Annotated in this window: 20 protein-coding genes; 13 read left to right on the forward strand and 7 right to left on the reverse strand. The window is 70.6% G+C overall.

The features are described 5' to 3' along the window. Nucleotides 1-92 precede the first annotated feature (92 nt). Both OG251_RS21705 and OG251_RS21710 read left to right on the forward strand, forming a co-directional pair. Nucleotides 93-944: a helix-turn-helix domain-containing protein gene (locus OG251_RS21705; RefSeq protein WP_326678731.1), complete on the forward strand. Its 852-nt coding sequence runs from the start codon at nt 93-95 to the stop codon at nt 942-944. A 14-nt stretch (nt 945-958) separates the two neighbouring features. Further along, nucleotides 959-1,153 (forward strand): DUF397 domain-containing protein, encoded by a 195-nt coding sequence (locus OG251_RS21710; RefSeq protein ID WP_326678732.1) that lies wholly within the window; start codon nt 959-961, stop codon nt 1,151-1,153. Between the two features lie 9 nt (nt 1,154-1,162). Here OG251_RS21710 and OG251_RS21715 read toward each other — a convergent pair whose 3' ends face one another. After that, complete coding sequence (locus OG251_RS21715) at nt 1,163-1,888, reverse strand: hypothetical protein (RefSeq protein ID WP_326678733.1); 726 nt, start codon at nt 1,886-1,888, stop codon at nt 1,163-1,165. A gap of 186 nt (nt 1,889-2,074) precedes the next feature. On the opposite strand from OG251_RS21715, the gene OG251_RS21720 reads away from it, so the two are divergent. The 3 genes from OG251_RS21720 to OG251_RS21730 all read left to right on the forward strand — a co-directional run bounded on the left by OG251_RS21720 (nt 2,075) and on the right by OG251_RS21730 (nt 4,926). After that, nucleotides 2,075-3,064, forward strand: a complete 990-nt coding sequence (locus OG251_RS21720; RefSeq protein ID WP_326678734.1) for a hypothetical protein — start codon at nt 2,075-2,077, stop codon at nt 3,062-3,064. A gap of 214 nt (nt 3,065-3,278) precedes the next feature. After that, nucleotides 3,279-3,839: a GNAT family N-acetyltransferase gene (locus tag OG251_RS21725; RefSeq protein ID WP_326678735.1), complete on the forward strand. Its 561-nt coding sequence runs from the start codon at nt 3,279-3,281 to the stop codon at nt 3,837-3,839. Nucleotides 3,840-4,023: 184 nt separating this feature from the next. Further along, entirely contained in the window at nt 4,024-4,926 is a 903-nt protein-coding gene (locus tag OG251_RS21730) for a phosphatidylinositol-specific phospholipase C (protein WP_326678736.1), read from the forward strand. 187 nt (nt 4,927-5,113) lie between these two features. Here the strand turns inward: OG251_RS21730 and OG251_RS21735 are convergent, their stop codons facing one another. From OG251_RS21735 to OG251_RS21755, 5 genes are all read right to left on the reverse strand, one after another. After that, entirely contained in the window at nt 5,114-6,475 is a 1,362-nt protein-coding gene (locus OG251_RS21735) for a HAMP domain-containing sensor histidine kinase (RefSeq protein WP_326681348.1), read from the reverse strand. Nucleotides 6,476-6,525: 50 nt separating this feature from the next. Continuing rightward, nucleotides 6,526-7,257, reverse strand: a complete 732-nt coding sequence (locus tag OG251_RS21740; RefSeq protein WP_073720485.1) for a response regulator transcription factor — start codon at nt 7,255-7,257, stop codon at nt 6,526-6,528. A 75-nt stretch (nt 7,258-7,332) separates the two neighbouring features. Beyond that, nucleotides 7,333-8,373, reverse strand: coding sequence for a S1C family serine protease (locus OG251_RS21745; protein WP_326678737.1), 1,041 nt, complete (start codon nt 8,371-8,373; stop codon nt 7,333-7,335). 195 nt (nt 8,374-8,568) lie between these two features. Next, nucleotides 8,569-9,609 carry a LacI family DNA-binding transcriptional regulator gene (locus OG251_RS21750; RefSeq protein ID WP_326678738.1) on the reverse strand — a complete coding sequence of 347 codons (1,041 nt, stop codon included), beginning with the start codon at nt 9,607-9,609 and terminating at the stop codon, nt 8,569-8,571. Nucleotides 9,610-9,633: 24 nt separating this feature from the next. After that, a complete protein-coding gene (locus OG251_RS21755; RefSeq protein WP_326678739.1) occupies nt 9,634-10,470 on the reverse strand; it encodes a response regulator transcription factor in 837 nt (278 codons plus the stop codon). A 274-nt stretch (nt 10,471-10,744) separates the two neighbouring features. Here OG251_RS21755 and OG251_RS21760 point away from each other — a divergent pair, with 274 nt between their 5' ends. From OG251_RS21760 to OG251_RS21790, 8 genes are all read left to right on the forward strand, one after another. Next, a complete protein-coding gene (locus OG251_RS21760) occupies nt 10,745-11,704 on the forward strand; it encodes an alpha/beta hydrolase family protein (RefSeq protein WP_326678740.1) in 960 nt (319 codons plus the stop codon). A gap of 41 nt (nt 11,705-11,745) precedes the next feature. Continuing rightward, entirely contained in the window at nt 11,746-12,000 is a 255-nt protein-coding gene (locus OG251_RS21765) for a MoaD/ThiS family protein (RefSeq protein ID WP_326678741.1), read from the forward strand. A gap of 10 nt (nt 12,001-12,010) precedes the next feature. Further along, nucleotides 12,011-13,480, forward strand: coding sequence for a hypothetical protein (locus OG251_RS21770; RefSeq protein ID WP_326678742.1), 1,470 nt, complete (start codon nt 12,011-12,013; stop codon nt 13,478-13,480). A gap of 144 nt (nt 13,481-13,624) precedes the next feature. Then, the gene (locus OG251_RS21775; protein WP_326678743.1) at nt 13,625-14,314 is read left to right on the forward strand and encodes an LmeA family phospholipid-binding protein; all 690 of its coding nucleotides are present in this window, start codon (nt 13,625-13,627) and stop codon (nt 14,312-14,314) included. A 250-nt stretch (nt 14,315-14,564) separates the two neighbouring features. Then, the gene (locus tag OG251_RS45000; RefSeq protein ID WP_350310325.1) at nt 14,565-14,645 is read left to right on the forward strand and encodes a putative leader peptide; all 81 of its coding nucleotides are present in this window, start codon (nt 14,565-14,567) and stop codon (nt 14,643-14,645) included. 157 nt (nt 14,646-14,802) lie between these two features. Further along, entirely contained in the window at nt 14,803-15,642 is an 840-nt protein-coding gene (locus tag OG251_RS21780; protein ID WP_326678744.1) for a sulfurtransferase, read from the forward strand. A gap of 55 nt (nt 15,643-15,697) precedes the next feature. After that, nucleotides 15,698-15,985 carry a DUF1416 domain-containing protein gene (locus tag OG251_RS21785; RefSeq protein ID WP_003968135.1) on the forward strand — a complete coding sequence of 96 codons (288 nt, stop codon included), beginning with the start codon at nt 15,698-15,700 and terminating at the stop codon, nt 15,983-15,985. Nucleotides 15,986-16,066: 81 nt separating this feature from the next. After that, nucleotides 16,067-16,438: a DUF3099 domain-containing protein gene (locus OG251_RS21790; protein ID WP_442818357.1), complete on the forward strand. Its 372-nt coding sequence runs from the start codon at nt 16,067-16,069 to the stop codon at nt 16,436-16,438. A 26-nt stretch (nt 16,439-16,464) separates the two neighbouring features. On the opposite strand, the gene OG251_RS21795 is transcribed toward OG251_RS21790, so the two are convergent. Then, on the reverse strand, nt 16,465-16,827 hold the full coding sequence (locus OG251_RS21795; protein ID WP_326678746.1) for a DsrE family protein: 363 nt from the start codon (nt 16,825-16,827) through the stop codon (nt 16,465-16,467). Between the last annotated feature and the right edge of the window lie 220 nt (nt 16,828-17,047).

Consider the following 17,047-nt stretch of genomic DNA (forward strand, 5'->3'; position numbering starts at 1 on the left):
ATCAATTGTTGTATGTGAATCGCTAAACGCTGATGGAAGTGGACCCGTTAGAGGGACGATGGACACACCGAGCCTGACAAGAGGAGAAGCCGATGCCCCCGAGGAAGCCGCCGACTGCCCGCCAGTGCCGACTGGGTGCGGAACTGCGCAGGATGCGGGAGCGCGCGGGTCTCTCCCCCACCGAGGCCGCAGGGCTGCTCGGCACGGACCGCACCACCATCAGCAACACCGAAGCCGGACGCTTCGGCGTCAGCAGTTCGCGCGTACGTATGTGGGCCAACCACTACGCGTGCCCCGACGAGGCGTACGTCGACGCGCTGGCAGGCATGGCTGAGGAGCGCGGCAAGGGCTGGTGGGAGGACTACCGTGGCGAACTTCCCAGCGGTGCGCTCGATCTGGCCGAGTTGGAGCATCACGCCATCGGGTTTCGAGCGGTGCAGATTATGCATATGCCCGGTCTGCTCCAGACCGAGGACTACGCGCGTGCGGTGTACGCCGAAGCCATGCCCGTCCCCTCTCCGTCGAACCTTCGCCGCAGGTTGTCGCATCGCCTGAGGCGCCGTGACGTACTTGATCGGCCGAACCCACCCACCTGCACATTCCTGATCCATGAGGCTGCTCTGCGGATGCAGTACGGCGGTAGGAAGGTCGCGCTGAGTCAGCTCGATCACCTGTTGAAGGAGTCTCAACGCGACAACGTCACCGTGCGAGTGATCCCGTTCTCCGCAGGCGGCTTTCCGAACTCCGGCAGTTCGACGCACTATGTGTACGGGCCCGTGCCGCAGCTCGACACTGTGCAGACGGACACTCCGACCGGGTCCGGATTCGTGGATGCCGAGGTGCGGCTTCAGAACTTTCGGGCTGTGCTCGACCGGACCGAAGGCCGATCCCTCGACCCGCTGAGTTCGAGGGACTTCATTGGTGAAATCGCACGACAAGTATGAAGGCGTGAGAAGCATTGGACATTCAGTGGCGAAAGTCGTCCAAGTCGGCGGATGCCGAGTCGGACAATTGCCTGGAACTCGCTGATTTCGGTGGCGAGATCCTGATGCGTGAGAGCGACAACCCCGACGTCGTCATCCGCACCACGCGTGCCAAGCTGCGCGCGTTCCTGGGTGGGGTGAAGGACGGGGAGTTCGACGATCTGGCCTAGTCGGCCGGGTCACGTTCGCTTCGGGCGGTCCCCCCTGGCGCAGGGTGGGGCCGCCCGTCCGGCAAGCCCCAGCGCTTCCGTCAGGTGGTGACGGGTGTGGGCGAAGGACTTCTCGGCGTTGAGATCTCCCGCATCCACGGTCAGAAGCCGCCAGGGGGTCCGTGCGAGGAGGCGGCGGGTCAGGTCCGCCTCGTAGCGGAGGTGCGCGGCGGCCGAGGCGAGGTCATGAACAGCCCGGGTGCCGGGGGAACCGGCGAGTCTGGCCACGTACCAGTCCTCCCAGGCGGCGCCTTCCCGGTCGACGGCGCGTCGCAGTGCCGTGTCCGGGTCGTCGTGGACGTACACCACCGTGACCTCGGCGGGTTCCACGGCCCGGGTCAGTTCGGCCATGACGTGGATGAGCGTGTTCTCGTCGTGGCCCCATGCCACGAGGGACGGGACGAACGGCAGGAGGGCGTCGGTCACCAGGTGGTCCTTGCCTGACCCGAGTGACTCCTCGACGTAGGCCCGGGTGCACGCGACGAGGGTCGCGGGCCGGACACCGGCGGCTCCGGCGGCTCCGCCGGCGAACTCCTCCGCGACGGGGCGGAAGGCCGGTCGCGTGAGAACGTCGGCCTCCTCGAAATGGTCGACCGATGCGCCGGCGCCGGTGAGCCAGTCGGCCACTGCCCGGCACAGGGTGGATTTGCCGACGCCGGGGCTGCTTCCGATCACGGAGATGAGATGCGCGGTCATGGCGACAGTCTCTCCATTCTCGGCGCGGGCACGTGAGCCATCGGCATCCGAACCGGAAGAATGCGGTGAGTGAGCACGCGCAGAAGTTTTCTCGGCTCCGCCACCGCAGCCGGTGCCATGACATTCCTCGGCGCTCCTCAGGCCGCAGCCGCAGAGGGTGGGAGCACTTCTCCGGGGCCGGATCCAGTGGCCCGGAAGCTCCCGGCCCGCGAGGCGATCCTCGCGGCCGAGAGCGGAACGCAGAAGCATTACGACGCGCTCCGGGCCGAGTTGATCGACCAACTGAGTCCGGTCATCGTCATTCAGAACGACGACCAGGGCGGCCTGTACACCCTGATCCACAACGGAGAACAGGAGTCGCTGCACCCTGTCTCCGAGATCTTCGAACTGGCCAAATCCATCGCCCACATTCCGCTGGGCATCTACTCGATCACCGCCCCGTACCTCGGCCGCCGGCTCCCGGACCTCCCCAGCTCCGACCGTCTCGACCGGCACGACGTGGACATGGTGGCGTTCAAGGGGGCGGCGGAGAAAGGCTGGATCGGTCCGCTCCGGGATTTCGGTACGACCCTGACGACAGCCAGGCAGCAGCTCGGCGACGCGGACCTGCCGCGGCGGCTGGAAGCGTCGAGCGCGCGGATCCTCGACGGGGCGCTCGACTTCGTCCAGGGGGCGGTGCGGCGCGGGCAGGTCGACATGGAGTCGTTCGAGGACTTCACCGGCCCGTTGAACGCGGCCATCCGCACCAATGTGCGGCACGCGTCCGAGGCGCAGATCGAAGGTGTGGAAGACCTCATGGGGCGGTGGCGGGAGACGATCGGTGAGGAGGACTGGCCCGGCCTGTACGTCGTCGTCCTGTCGATCTGGACGACGTCCGCCCTGAACCAGAACTCGATCATCGTCAGACAGCTCATGGACCCTGCGAAGGCGGACTCGCACCTGATCGACCTGCCGACGGCCCAACTGCCCGCCGACCCCGTCTTCGTCGCCCTCGACAACCTGGCCCGGATCGTGCAGGACAACATCGCGGCGGAGCTGGTGTTCCCCGTGGATCACGATCTGGCGGACGCGCTGAAGGGGCCCGAGGATCTGCTGGCGCAGGAGATCCTGCGCCAACTCGCCTGCCCGTACCGGAGCGCGACCGCGGCGAGGAAGGCCGCACGAGCGGCGTCGTAGCCGCGGTGTTCTCGCGGCCCGGTAGCCCGGTAGTACCCCAGCCCGGCCGTCCGTCGAGCGGCACCGTGCGCCCCTGCCTCGCCTTCCACCTCGGCGGCAGCACGCGCCTCTCTCCGTCCCGTCCGAGGGGAGGGCAGACGCGGCGCGGTCCGATGCGTGGCCGGTGGGAAAACGCGTGTGCGGTCCGTCCGCGGCGCGTGATAGGCACCGGGGCATGGACGACCTTGAGACAGCGCGGCTCCTCCTCCATCCGCTGAGCGCCGATGAGGCCCATGAACTGGTGGCGTACGCCGAGAGCGGGCCGGACGGGCCGGGGCGGCGGGACTCCTGGGCGGTCGGCTATCCCCTGGACGGGGACGTGTCCGCCGCCCGGCGCCTGCTGAACTCCCTTACGGGCGAGGGCGCTACGCCGACCCCGCACCCCGGGGTGTTCGAGATCCGCCGTCGTGAGGACGGGCTGGCCATCGGGGGTGTGGACTTCCACGGTCCCGCCGACGACACCGGCAGCGTCACGATCGGGTACGGGCTCGTTCCGGTGGGGCGGGGCAGGGGGTACGCCTCCGAAGCGCTGCGCGCGCTGCTGGAGTTCGCGCGGGTGAGCGGTATCGCCCGCGTGAAGGGTGACGCCGACCACGACAACATCGCTTCCCGGCACGTCATGGCGGCCGCCGGCATGCGGCAGGTCGGGGAGGACGAGCGCGTGACGTACTACGAGGTCTCGTGGGACGACGCGGGCCTCCGCGCCGGGGCCAGGACGGGCGCGGTCCGCCTCTGACCGGTCGCCCATTCCGGCCGGAAGCGGTGCACCGGGATGCGGGCCCTGGCCAGGCGCGCGTGGACCTCCCGCCTTCAGCCGAGTAATCACCCTGCGACTCCAGGGGTACGGCCTTGTTCCTCTGGTGACGTGCACCCGTCATAATTCGTGGGCTGACCCCCACGGCATACGGAGGCACTCCCGCATGAGCCCGTACACCGCTACCCGCAGGAACGTCCTGGCGGGCGCGCTCGCCGTCTCCGCCACCGCGCTGGTCGGCGTCGCCCCCGCCGTCGCCGGGGCGCGTACGTCCCGTACGGTCCGCACCCCGCAGGACTGGATGGGCGCCATCCCCGACGCGACCGCCCTGCAGCGCCTCACGATCCCGGGCTCGCACGATTCGGGTGCGCGGTACGGCGGCCCCTGGTCCGAGTGCCAGAACACGACGATCGCCGAGCAGCTGAACAGCGGCATACGCTTCCTCGACGTGCGGTGCCGGATCACCGGGGACTCGTTCGCCATCCACCACGGGGCCTCGTTCCAGAACCTGATGTTCGGCGATGTCCTCGGCGCCTGCTGGGACTTCCTGGCCGCGCGGCCGAGCGAGACCGTGCTGATGCGGGTCAAGCAGGAGTACTCGGAGGAGAGCGACGCCGCGTTCCGGCGGATCTTCGACCTCTACCTCGACACCAAGGGCTGGCGGCCGCTGTTCCGCCTCGACTCCACGCTGCCCACGCTGGGTCAGGCGCGCGGCAAGGTGGTGCTGCTCGCCGACAACGGAGGACTGCCCGGGGTCCGGTACGCCGATCCGGGGGTCTTCGACATCCAGGACGACTACATGGCCGAGCCGTTCGGGAAGTACCCGAAGATCGAGGCCCAGTTCCGCAGGGCCGCCGAGCAGCCGGGCAAGCTGTTCATGAACTACGTGAGCACCGCCGCCCTGATGCCGCCCCGCTGGAACGCCGACCGGCTCAACCCGCAGGTGCACTCCTTCCTCGACGGCTCGGGAACCGCGGGCTGGACGGGCCTGGGCATCGTCCCCCTGGACTTCCCCGCGACCCGGTCCGGGCTGGTGGAATCCCTGATCCGGCACAACCCGGGGGCCTGAGGCGCGGGACGCGGACCGCTTGCGTTTCTTTCGAATTGCGCGATGCTGATGAACTCCGTCCTGCGCGCCCAGGTGGGCTCCTACCGGCGGGAGCCCCGCGATCTGCACGGTCTGCTGGACAGGCTGGACTCGGGCGGCGTACCGCAGTTCGCCGCCGAGTTCCGCCGTCGGCTCCGACTCCGCCCGGTCACAGCTCCGGCGGCGGTTGCGGCGCACCCGGCAGCCGGATCGACGCGACCGTGCCGGGGCCGTCGTCCGCGGCCGGGGTCAGGGTGATGGTGCCGCCCGCCTGCTGGACCGTGCGGGCCACGATGGACAGGCCCAGGCCGGAGCCGGGGAGCTGGCGGGCCGACGGGGAGCGCCAGAAGCGTTCGAAGACGTGGGGGAGTTCATCGGCGGGGATGCCGGGGCCCCGGTCCCGTACCGTCAGCTCGCCCCGGTGCAGGATCACGTCGATCGTCGCGCCGGGCGGGCTGAACTTCACCGCGTTGTCCAGGACGTTGACGACCGCCCGTTCCAGTGCGGCCGGTTCCGCCCTTACGTACCAGGGGGCCAGCTCCGCCGTGATCGTCAGCTCGGGGCCGCGCAGCCTGGCCCGTTGCAGGGCGGTGCGGGTGATGTCGTGGAGGGCGACCACCTGGAGCGGGCCGGGCTGGGCGGCGTCCGGGCGGGCCAGTTCCTGGAGGTCGCCGATGAGCGAGGCCAGCTCCGTCATCTGGGCCTTGACCGACGTCATCAGGGCCTTGCGGTCGTCCGGCGGGATCGCCCGGCCGGTCTCCTCGCTGCGGGCGAGCAGTTCGACGTTCGTGCGCAGCGAGGTGAGCGGGGTCCTCAGTTCGTGGCCCGCGTCCGCGATCAGCTGGGCCTGGAGGTCGCGGGAGGTGGCGAGCGAGGCGGTCATGGAGTTGAAGGAGCGCGAGAGCCGGGCGATCTCGTCCTCGCCCTCGACCGGGATACGGACGGTGAGGTCCTCGGTACGGGCCACGTGTTCCACGGCCTCGGTGAGCTCGTCCACCGGGCGCAGCCCGGACCTGGCCACCCACAGCCCGGCGGCGCCCGCGCCGACGACGCCGATGCCGGAGACGATGAGCAGGACCAGGGCCAGCTGGTTCAGCGGGTCGGTGACCTGGTCCATGGGGATGGCCACCGAGACCGCGACGCCGCGCCGCTCCTGGTTGGGGATCGTCGTCGTGTAGACGCGCATGGCCGTGCCGTCGGCGGCGTCCGTGGTGTGCGTGGCGCTCTTGCGCACACCCGCGGCGACCACCCGGTCGGAGGGCTGCACGGGGATCGCGGACTTGTCCGGCTGTGTGCAGGGCTCCGCACCGACCGCCGTCACCAGCTGGATCGTGTAGGGGCCGGTCACGATCTGGACGTCACCCGGCAACTGGTTCGTGCAGGACGCCGTGAGCAGCCTGATCGCGTCGTCGTTCGGCTTGACCTGGCTCAGGGTCGTGTCGAGCTGCTCGGTGAGCCGTTCGCGCGTCGTCACCCAGCAGGCCAGGGCGACCGCCGCCACCGCCACCGCCACCGCCGTCGCCACCAGCATCGCCAGCCTCGACCGCAGGGGCAGCGCCCGAAGCCGCCGCAGCGGGCCGCTCACCCCTCACCGCCGCCGGACCGCAGCGCGTATCCCACGCCGCGCACCGTGTGGACCAGACGCGGTTCGCCGCCCGCCTCCGTCTTGCGGCGCAGGTACATCACGTACACGTCCAGGGAGTTCGAGCTCGGTTCGAAGTCGAATCCCCAGACCGCCTTGAGGATCTGTTCCCGGGTGAGGACCTGGCGCGGGTGCGCCAGGAACATCTCCAGGAGGGTGAACTCGGTACGGGTCAGCTCGACCCGGCGCTCTCCCCGGGTGACCTCGCGGGTGGTGAGGTCCATCCGCAGGTCGGCGAAGGACAGGACGTCGTCGTCGGTGATGTCCGCGCCCGCCGCGGCCGCGTAGGAGCTGCGGCGCAGCAGGGCCCGGATGCGGGCGAAGAGCTCGTCCAGCTCGAAGGGCTTGACCAGGTAGTCGTCGGCGCCCGCGTCGAGGCCGGTGACCCGGTCGCCGACGGTGTCGCGGGCGGTGAGCATGAGGATGGGGGTGGTGGTGCCGGTGGACCTGATGCGGCGGGCGGCGGTGAGGCCGTCCATGCGCGGCATCTGGATGTCCAGGACGATCAGGTCGGGGGCGTACGCCTCCGCCTTGGTGAGGGCGTCGTAGCCGTCCACGGCGACCTCGGTCCCGTACCCCTCGAAGGCGAGGCTGCGCTGCAGCGCCTCGCGCACGGCGGGCTCGTCGTCGACGATCAGGATGCGCTGCGGATCGTCTTCGGCGGGGCTCATCGCTGCTCGTCCTCTTCTCGTTCCGGCCTGATAAGGATGCTCTCAGCCTCGCACGGTCGGCACCCGGACCGGTGCTCAGGAGCCGGCGCCGGACCGCAGGGTGTCCAGGTCGGCCTTGACCGTGTCGACGGGGATGGCGAAGCCGAGGCCCACGCTGCCCGCGGCGGAGCCGCCCGTGCCGCTCGCGGAGCTGGGCGAGTACATCGCGGAGTTGATGCCGATGATCTCGCCGTTCATGTTGATCAGCGCGCCGCCGGAGTTGCCCGGGTTGAGCGAGGCATCGGTCTGGAGGGCCTTGTACGTGGTCTTCGACGTACCCGTGTCGCCGTTGAACTGCTGCCCGCCGAACTCGAACGGCCACTGCCCGCCGCCCTGTTGACGCGGGTCCTGCCCCTGGCCGCTGCCGGAGTCGTCGTCCTTGGCCACCGTGACATCGCGGTCGAGCGCGGAGACGATGCCACTGGTGACCGTGCCGGTCAGACCCTCGGGGGAGCCGATCGCCACGACCTGGTCGCCGACCTTCACCGCGGAGGAGTCGCCGAGCGAAGCCGTCTTCAGCCCGCTCGCGCCCTGGAGCTTGATCAGCGCGAGGTCCTTGTCGGCGTCGGTGCCGACGACATCGGCGGTGTACGTCTTACCGGTGGAGAGCGTCACCTCGATCTCGGAGGCGCCGGAGATGACGTGGTTGTTGGTGATGATCTCGCCGTCGGCCGTGATGACCACGCCGGAGCCGGTGGACTGGCCCGCCGTCGAGGTGGCGCCGATCTCGACGATCGCCGGGGACACGGCCGCCGCGACCCCGGAGACGGTGCCCGCGCTGCTCTGCGAGACGGTGGTGCCGTTGACGACGCCGGGGGAGCCGGAGGCGGTCGTACCGCCGTCGGTCAGCTGTCCGACCAGGGCCGCGCTGCCGCCGCCGACCACCGCCGCGACGATCGCCACCGCCGCCAGGAGCGCGACGGGCCGCCTCGCCCGGCGACGGGGCTTCGGCTGCTCGGGCTCGTACGCGGGCGGCGGCGGGTAGGACGAGGCTCCGCCGGCGTACACGTGCGAGGGGTCCGTCGGGTACGAGGGGTACGTCGGGTATTCGCCGCTCGGGCGGTGGCTCTCAGTCATGTCTACGAGAGTGGCCAGCGAACATGAGAGGAGCCTGAATACGTCCTGAGAAGCCCGGCAGAACCGTGTATGTCCGAAATAAAGTCCCGCCCCCGCCCGCCCCGGGCCGCCCCGGCTCCCGGACCGCCCGCCGTGAGCGGCCGGCCTCCAGGACCACCCGCCCCGGACCGCCCGCCTCCCGGTGGGTCTACCGCTCTACCGCTCGGGCGTCGGCTCCCCGCACCCGCACGAGCGGCGCACCACCAGCGCCGACGGGAACTGCTTCAGCCGCTCCCGGCGCGAGCCGGAGACCCGCAGCGCGTCGTCCAGGACCAGGTCCACGGCCGCCCGCGCCATCGCCGGGCGGTCCGAGAAGACCGTCGTCAGCGGCGGGTCGGTGAGACCGGCTTCCTTCACGTCGTCGAAGCCCGCCACCGCGAGCTCCCCGGGCACATCGATCCGCAGCTCGCGGGCGGCCCGCAGCACCCCGATGGCCTGGTCGTCCGTCGCACAGAAGATCGCCGGGGGCCGGTCCGGGCCGGACAGCAGCCCGAGCGCCACCTGGTAGGCGTCGTAACGGTTGTACGGGGCCTGGAACAGCCGGCCCTCCGTCGAACGCCCCGACTCGTGCATCGCCCGGCGCCAGCCCTCGATGTGGTCGGCGACCGGGTCACCGACCGCCGGGGTCGACTCCACGCCGCCGAGGCAGGCCACGTACGCGTTGCCGTGCTCCAGCAGGTGGCGGGTGGCCAGCTGCGCGCCGCCGACGTCGTCCGTGACCACCGCGACGTCATCGATCGCCTCGGGCCGCTCGTGGAGCAGCACGACACGGGCGTCCCATGCCTCGATCTCGGCCGCGGCCCGCTCGCTGGGTCCCTGGCTGACCAGGATCAGGCCGGAGACGCGCATACCGAGGAAGGCACGCAGATAGTGGACCTCGCGCTCGTCGCGGTAGTCGGAGTTGCCGACGAGGACCATCTTTCCGCGTTCGGCGGCGGCCTGTTCGACCGCGTGCGCCATCTCCGCGAAGAACGGCTGGCGCGCGTCCGGAACGATCATGCCTATGAGGTCGGTGCGCCGCGAGGCCATGGCCTGGGCAACCCGGTCGGGCCGGTATCCCAACTGCTTGATCGCGGCGAGCACCCGCTCGCGCGTGGCCGGGGCGACCGGCCTGGGTCCGTTGTTGATGACATAACTGACGACCGCGGTCGACGTACCCGCCAGTCTCGCCACATCGTCCCGCGTCACCTTGGCCACGCGCGGCAGTCTACGCGGATGGACCTACCTCTTGGCAGGTCGGACCGGGGCTTCTTCCGGGAGCTCCGCTTTGGGCGGCTGCGCCGAACGGGTCACGGCTTCGGTGGCCGTCACCACTGCCGCCCGGACCTTCGCCGCCCGGTCCTTGGCCTCCTGCGCCTTCGCCTCCTCGGCGGCGGCGCGCTCCACCTTCTCCGGGGCGACGAAGCGGTAACCGACGTTGCGTACGGTGCCGATCAGCGACTCGTGCTCGGGACCCAGCTTGGCGCGCAGCCGCCGGACGTGGACGTCGACCGTCCGCGTACCGCCGAAGTAGTCGTATCCCCACACCTCCTGGAGCAGCTGGGCGCGGGTGAAGACGCGGCCCGGGTGCTGGGCGAGGTACTTGAGCAGCTCGAACTCCTTGAAGGTCAGGTCCAGGACCCGGCCCTTCAACTTGGCGCTGTACGTCGCCTCGTCGACCGAGAGGTCGCCGTTGCGGATCTCCATCGGGGAGTCGTCCGAGGTGATCTGCCGGCGGCCGGTGGCCAGCCGCAGCCGGGCCTCGACCTCCGCGGGGCCCGCCGTGTCCAGCAGGACGTCGTCGATGCCCCAGTCGGCGGTGACGGCGGCGAGCCCGCCCTCCGTGACCACGAGGATCAGCGGACAGCCGGGTCCGGTGGACCGCAGCAGCTGACAGAGCGAACGCACCTGTGGGAGGTCGCGGCGCCCGTCGATGAGGATCACGTCGGCACCCGGGGTGTCGACGAGAGCGGGGCCTTCGGCGGGGGCGACCCGCACGCTGTGCAGCAGGAGGCCGAGGGCGGGGAGCACCTCCGTCGACGGCTGAAGTGCGTTGGTCAGAAGCAGCAGTGAACTCATCGCCGCCCACCTGCCCGGTTCGTCGGTCGATCGTCTTGCACGGTTCGCTCGCCCATTACGTCGGTCCTCCTCGTTCCCTGCGAGAGGGGCACTCCCGGGTCGGACCCGGGGGAGTATGCGGCACTGCTTCGTACGGTCATGCGGGTTCTACGGGTGCGGTCCCGCGCCCTGGGACCGCTGAGCTTGTTGAAACGTCTCCGTAACAACGTGTGGAAAGCACAAAAGGACCCGGGGGCTGCATTGCCCGGATCCTCTTCGCAGCAGAATAACCCACATGAGTTCTGTGTCCGAGGGTCGATTCCTGAGTTCTTCTGTTTCCCTCCTCACGCCGAACCCCCGCCGCACCACATTGCTGACCGATGACGGGGTCGCGGTCGAGGCGGTGTACGAACCGTGTACGGCGGGTTTCGCGGCTGTGGGGGAGGGGGCGGCGGACAGTGCGGGGGAGCGGGTTCGGGCCACTACGGCGATCGTCGTCGCGCACGGCTTCACCGGCCATCTGGACCGGCCCGCCGTGCGGCGGGCGGCTCAGGTGTTCTCCCAGCGTGCGGCCGTGATCACGTTCTCCTTTCGGGGGCACGGACGGTCCGGAGGGCGCTCGACCGTGGGCGACCGGGAAGTACGGGATCTGGCCGCCGCGGTGGCCTGGGCGCGCTCGCTGGGGCACCGGCGGATCGTTATGGTCGGCTTCTCGATGGGCGGCTCCGTGGCGCTCCGGCACGGGGCGCTGTATACGGATGACGCGACCCCGATTCCGGCCCGGAACGCGGGACCGGATTCCGTCCACGATGTGATACGGGGCGATTCGGCCGTTCGAGTAACGGCGTGCGAGGGGCGCATGGAGGCGCACGCCGACGCGGTGGTTGCGGTGAGTGCTCCCGCGCGCTGGTTCTACCGCGGTACGGCCCCGATGCGGCGCCTGCACTGGGTGGTCACCCGTCCCACGGGCCGGCTCGTCGGCCGCTACGGCTTCGGCACCCGGATCGACCGCGCGGCCTGGGACCCCGTACCGCTCTCCCCGGTCGGCGCGGTCCCGCTGATCGCCCCCGCCCCGCTGCTCGTCGTGCACGGCGACCAGGACCCGTACTTCCCGCTCGACCACCCGAGGGCGCTCGCCGCGGCGGCCGGTGAGGGCGGCGCGGACCTGTGGCTGGAGCGGGGGATGGGGCACGCGGAGAACGCGTCCGACGACGCCCTGCTCGCCCGCATCGCCGACTGGGCGGTCGCGGCGTGACCCATCATGGACAGCTGACGCACGAGGAAAGGGGTGGCGCCATGGCGACGGGAACGATCCGTTACTGGGCTGCGGCCAAGGCCGCTGCGGGGGCCGCGGAGGAACCGTACACGGCGGCGACACTCGCCGAGGCGCTCGACGCGGTGCGCGAACGGCACCCCGGTGAGCTGGCCCACGTACTGCGAAGGTGTTCGTTCCTGATCGACGGTGATCCCGTCGGGACCCGTGGCCATGAGACCGTACGGCTTGCCGAGGGCGGCACGGTCGAGGTGCTCCCGCCGTTCGCAGGAGGGTGAACCGCAGACCATGAGCAGCAACGACCAGCAGTATCCGTATCCGTACGGTGAGCAGCCGCACGACGGACAGCAGGCCCCGCCGTACGAAGGACAGCAGCCGTACGGACAGCAGCCGTACGACGGACAGTCCTACGGCGATCCGGCCCAGGGCGCCCCCGTGTACGGGCAGCAGCCGCAGCAGCCTCAGCACCCCCAGCCGCAGCAGTCGTACGGTGGCCAGGCCCCGTACGGCGCGTACGAGCCCCACGCGGGCGCCACGGGCGCCACAGGGGCCGCGGCGGGCCAGTGGCCCACCGGGCAGTCGGAGCCGGGGGCCTTCGATCAGGGCGCGACGCAGACCTGGCAGGCGCAGACCTGGGACACCCAGTACCAGCCGACGATCCAGCCCCAGCAGCCTCAGCAGCCTCAGCAGCCTCAGCAGCCGCTTCAGCACCAGGCTCATCAGGAGTACCCGGAGCAGCGCCCCCAGCCCCAGCAGCCCCAGCAGCAGTACCAGGGGCAGCAGGGGCAGCAGGGACACCCGCAGAACCCGCAGCACCAGCACCCGGCCGCCGCCACCGATGCCGCGTATCTGCCGCCGCAGGGTGACTCGGGCTCGTACCCGCTGCCGCCCGAGGTGCCGGACGCATCGGCCCCCGCCCCCGCACCCGCGTCGCCCGCCGGGGCCTCCGCGCTGCGGGACGCCTCCGGGTTCAGCGCGCCCACCACCCTCGGCAACAGCCGGGTCACCGACGCACAGCGGGCCCGCGCCGAGGGCCGTTCGCCGATCATCGCGCCGGGCATGCAGCCCGCCGCGATCACCGCGGGGCTCGGCCTGCTCCTCGCCCTCGGTGCCGCGATCGGGCAGTACGCCCTGGTCGTCCCCCTGGTCCTGCTCCAGGCCGTGACGGCCGCCGGGTGGTTCCGGCTCAACGGCATGTGGCCGGCCCGCCAGGGCATCGCGCTCGCCTTCGCGGGCGGGTTCGTCGCGGACGTGGCGCTGCTCGCGGCCGGCCGGGAGAACGGTCCCGCCGCCCTCCTGGGCACCCTGGGTGTCTGGGTGCTGCTGACGGTCGTCCTGCAACTGCGCAGCCACGCGGGCGCCGACGAGCGGATGTACGGGCTGATGGCCACCGTCGTGTCCGCCGCCCTCGCCGTGCTCGCCGCCGGGCATCTGGCGGCCGTCCCGGACGCCGTGACGGTGGGCGGGGTCGCGGTCGCGGCCGCCGTGCTCGTCAGGGCGCTGCCCCTGCCGGGAGCCGCTTCGGTCGTGGTGGCGCTGCTCGTCGCCACGGGCGCCGGTCTCGCGATGGGCGGATTCACGGACTTCGGCACGAAGGCCGCGTTCCTCGGGCTGGCCGCCGGTGGCTGCGCGCTGATCGGGCTGCGGGTGGCGAGCTACGACTACCCGTCCCGCTTCGTGCACATGACGGCCGGAGTGGCGCTGCCGCTGACCGCCGCGGCTCCCGCCGTGTACCTGATCGGCCGCGTGATCGCCTGACGGTGATGCCGCGGGAACCGATCGGGGGTCTTTGGACGTCGATCACCCCGGGTGTCCCGTGCGGCCGCGAGTAGGCTCACGGGCGCCAGGGGTCCGATCGGGTCCCACGGGGGTCCGGTCGGGTCAGGGTGGGGAGCAACGGGCATGCGTGCACTGCGAATACTGCTGATCGTCCTGGTGGTGCTGGGCGGTGCCTTCGTCGCCGTCGACCGTGCCGCCGTGTACTTCGCGGAGTCCGAGGCCGAGGGCCGGGTCCGGATCACCGGGGGCAGCGCCGGGTCGACGGACGTCTCGATCAAGGGCTTCCCGTTCCTGACGCAGGTCGCCGGTTCACGGTTCGACCAGGTGGACGTCAAGCTCACCGGGATCAGGGCCAGCGCCGGTGGCCGCGCGATCCGGATCAGTGAGATGCGGGCCCAGCTGCACGACGTGACCCTGGGGTCCGGCTACTCCAGTGCCACGGCCGCCCGTGCCACCGGTACGGCCGTCGTCAACTACGAGGACCTGACCTCGGCGGCCAACGACGGCGTCGCCGTCGAGTACGGCGGCGACGGCAAGGTGAAGGTCACCGGCACGGTCGACATCCTCGGCCGCCCCGTCTCGCGCAGCGTCCTCTCCACCGTCACCCTCGTCGACGGCAGGACCATCCGGGTGCACGCGGACAAGGTCCCGGGCGAGGGCATTCCCGGCCTGGAGGATCTGGTCCGCGGGCAGACCGACTTCGAGCGGGAGATCGGCGGGCTGCCGGACGGTCTGAAGCTGGAGAAGGTCGAGGTGACCCGGGACGGCCTGGAGATCTCGGTCACGGGCTCGGACGTCGCGCTCACGGGGTGACGGACCGGCGACTGCGGCCCCGGCCGCCCCGGGCGTGCGGTCCGTGGCGGTCCCGGCCGTCCCGGATCCGCAGCCGATCCAGATATTGAGACGTTCCTGTCCGGTCCTCAGATGGACGCCGGGCGCACACCGCCGGAGCACGGCTCCGAGCCCCTGGTCGCGCTGCTCCCGTCTCGGATGGCGGACGATCCCGTCTCATCATCCGACACGACGGTGACATCTCCGCCCGTACCTCCCTACGATCGGACACATGAAGCGACAGGCGGATCTCACGAAGCGGCGGGCAGTGGACCTCTGCCGCGTCGCCGCCATGCTCTGTCGCACCTTCTGAGCGGGACGTTCCCGGCGTCCCGTTTCCCCCCGGCCCTTCGACCACGGTCAGGGCCGAGCCCGCGTCCCGTACGTGCCGCGCTCCGTGCATGTCGCGCGTACATCCCGCACCCGCACTCCGCACCACCCCGCCGCAGACTGCCCCGGAGGAGAACCACATGAGCCGCAGTGACGTCCTGGTAGACGCCGACTGGGTCGAGGCCCACATCGACGACCCGAAGGTCGCCATCGTCGAGGTCGACGAGGACACCTCCGCGTACGAGAAGAACCACATCAAGAACGCGATCCGGATCGACTGGACCAAGGACCTCCAGGACCCGGTCCGCCGTGACTTCATCGACCAGGCCGGCTTCGAGAAGCTCCTGTCCGAGAAGGGCATCGCGAACGACACGCTCGTCGTCCTGTACGGCGGCAACAACAACTGGTTCGCCTCGTACGCGTACTGGTACTTCAAGCTGTACGGCCACGAGGGCGTCAAGCTCCTCGACGGCGGCCGCAAGAAGTGGGAGCTCGACTCCCGCGACCTGGTCGACGCCGTTCCGTCCCGCCCGGCCACCTCGTACAAGGCCAAGCCCCAGGACGAGTCGATCCGCGCCTACCGCGACGACGTCGTGAAGGCCATCGGCAGCCTGAACCTGGTCGACGTGCGGTCGCCCGACGAGTTCAGCGGCAAGCTGCTCGCGCCGGCGCACCTCCCGCAGGAGCAGTCGCAGCGCCCCGGCCACGTGCCCAGCGCCCGCAACATCCCGTGGTCGAAGAACGCCAACGACGACGGCACCTTCAAGTCGGACGACGAGCTCAAGGCCCTCTACGAGGCCGAGCAGGTCGACCTGGCGAAGGACACCATCGCCTACTGCCGCATCGGTGAGCGCTCCGCGCTCACCTGGTTCGTGCTGCACGAGCTGCTCGGCCAGGCGAACGTCAAGAACTACGACGGTTCGTGGACCGAGTACGGCTCCCTCGTGGGCGTGCCGATCGAGCTCGGCGCCGCCAAGTAGTTCCGCAGGACCGCTCAACCGTTCAGCAGGACCCCGACCAGAAGGACAGAACACCATGTGTGGAGCACAGGCCGGCGGCCCCGACGCTTCGACGATCAAGCCCGGCGAGACCACCATCCAGGGCAGCGTGACCCGTGACGGCGAGCCCGTCACCGGCTATGTGCGCCTGCTGGACTCGACCGGCGAGTTCACCGCCGAGGTCCCGACCTCGGCGACCGGGCAGTTCCGCTTCTACGCGGCCGAGGGCACCTGGACGCTCCGCGCCCTGGTTCCGGGCGGCAGCGCCGACCGTACGGTCGTGGCGCAGACCGGTGGCCTCTCCGAGGTCGCGATCGCCGTCTAGCTCCGGCCGACGCGACGCACGACGCGGTAGTACGACGCAGAAGTACGCGGTGGTACGACGCGGCGGTACGACGCACGACGCATGACCGGCCGAAGGGCCGCACCCCAGGGGGTTGGACGCCACCTGAGCAGGGGTGCGGCCCTTCGTGCCGTTCGCCTGGGCCGCACGCCGGATCGGGCCTACGCTGGAGACATGTACGCCCGGCGCCGTCGCGGCTATTTCCTGATGATGGGCGGATGCATCGTCCTCTTCGTCTCCGCCTGGGCCGTCGTACGCCTCTGGTCGATGCCGGTGGCCATCGGGATGTGCGTGGTCGCCATGGTCATCCCGCCGATCGCGGCGATAGTCGCCAACCGGCGCGGCCCGGAGGACCGTTGGTGGGACGACCCGTCCGGCGATTCGAAGTCCGACGAGTGGTGGGACGAACTCGACGGCAAGAAGCGCCGCCGGTAGGAGCCCCCCCCGGCGGCCGTGGGACCTCAGTAGACGAGGGCCTGGGTGCCGTCCGCCATGGCTTCCTGCACGAAGACCTGGGCGCCGGCGATCCGTACGCCCTCCAGTACGTCCTTCTCACCGATGTCGCGCCGGGCCGCGCACTGCGTGCAGAGCGTGACGCGACCGCCCGCCAGGATCGACTCGATCAGGTCGGGCAGCGGCGCGGCGTGCGGCAGCTCGAACTCGGCGGCGCGCCCCGGCAGGGCGAACCAGGAGGACTCTCCGGTCAGCCAGAGCGAGACCTCCACACCGCTGGCGACGGCCACGGCCGCCACGGTGAAGGCCTGGGAGCAGCGCTCGGCGGAATCGGCCCCGGCAGTCACCTTGATCACAAGCTTCTTTGGCATATGCCGAACTGTAATCGTCGGGTGGGCAACCTCTTTCGGTACCTGTGGGTCAGTTGTGTGCGCAGGTAACGGAATCTGCGCCTCAGGTCTCGTGGGGGGACCCTTTTGGAACTGAACGACACCATTCCTGACGTACCGACCGAGCCACCTTCCGCTCCCGTCGCTCCTGTCACTCCCGTTGTTGCTGACATTCCCGTACGCCCACGTCCGCGTGGACGTA

Source organism: Streptomyces sp. NBC_01237 (genome assembly GCF_035917275.1).
GTDB lineage: Bacteria > Actinomycetota > Actinomycetes > Streptomycetales > Streptomycetaceae > Streptomyces.

Bases quoted from the DNA above. Each gene is read 5' to 3' on its own strand.
- OG251_RS21705 (WP_326678731.1), top strand. From the start codon at position 93: ATGCCCCCGAGGAAGCCGCCGACTGCCCGCCAGTGCCGACTGGGTGCG.
- OG251_RS21715 (WP_326678733.1), bottom strand. From the start codon at position 1,888: ATGACCGCGCATCTCATCTCCGTGATCGGAAGCAGCCCCGGCGTCGGC.
- OG251_RS21725 (WP_326678735.1), top strand. From the start codon at position 3,279: ATGGACGACCTTGAGACAGCGCGGCTCCTCCTCCATCCGCTGAGCGCC.
- OG251_RS21730 (WP_326678736.1), top strand. From the start codon at position 4,024: ATGAGCCCGTACACCGCTACCCGCAGGAACGTCCTGGCGGGCGCGCTC.
- OG251_RS21735 (WP_326681348.1), bottom strand. From the start codon at position 6,475: ATGCTGGTGGCGACGGCGGTGGCGGTGGCGGTGGCGGCGGTCGCCCTG.
- OG251_RS21740 (WP_073720485.1), bottom strand. From the start codon at position 7,257: ATGAGCCCCGCCGAAGACGATCCGCAGCGCATCCTGATCGTCGACGAC.
- OG251_RS21745 (WP_326678737.1), bottom strand. From the start codon at position 8,373: ATGACTGAGAGCCACCGCCCGAGCGGCGAATACCCGACGTACCCCTCG.
- OG251_RS21755 (WP_326678739.1), bottom strand. From the start codon at position 10,470: ATGAGTTCACTGCTGCTTCTGACCAACGCACTTCAGCCGTCGACGGAG.
- OG251_RS21760 (WP_326678740.1), top strand. From the start codon at position 10,745: ATGAGTTCTGTGTCCGAGGGTCGATTCCTGAGTTCTTCTGTTTCCCTC.
- OG251_RS21765 (WP_326678741.1), top strand. From the start codon at position 11,746: ATGGCGACGGGAACGATCCGTTACTGGGCTGCGGCCAAGGCCGCTGCG.
- OG251_RS21770 (WP_326678742.1), top strand. From the start codon at position 12,011: ATGAGCAGCAACGACCAGCAGTATCCGTATCCGTACGGTGAGCAGCCG.
- OG251_RS21775 (WP_326678743.1), top strand. From the start codon at position 13,625: ATGCGTGCACTGCGAATACTGCTGATCGTCCTGGTGGTGCTGGGCGGT.
- OG251_RS45000 (WP_350310325.1), top strand. From the start codon at position 14,565: ATGAAGCGACAGGCGGATCTCACGAAGCGGCGGGCAGTGGACCTCTGC.
- OG251_RS21780 (WP_326678744.1), top strand. From the start codon at position 14,803: ATGAGCCGCAGTGACGTCCTGGTAGACGCCGACTGGGTCGAGGCCCAC.
- OG251_RS21785 (WP_003968135.1), top strand. From the start codon at position 15,698: ATGTGTGGAGCACAGGCCGGCGGCCCCGACGCTTCGACGATCAAGCCC.
- OG251_RS21790 (WP_442818357.1), top strand. From the start codon at position 16,067: ATGACCGGCCGAAGGGCCGCACCCCAGGGGGTTGGACGCCACCTGAGC.
- OG251_RS21795 (WP_326678746.1), bottom strand. From the start codon at position 16,827: ATGCCAAAGAAGCTTGTGATCAAGGTGACTGCCGGGGCCGATTCCGCC.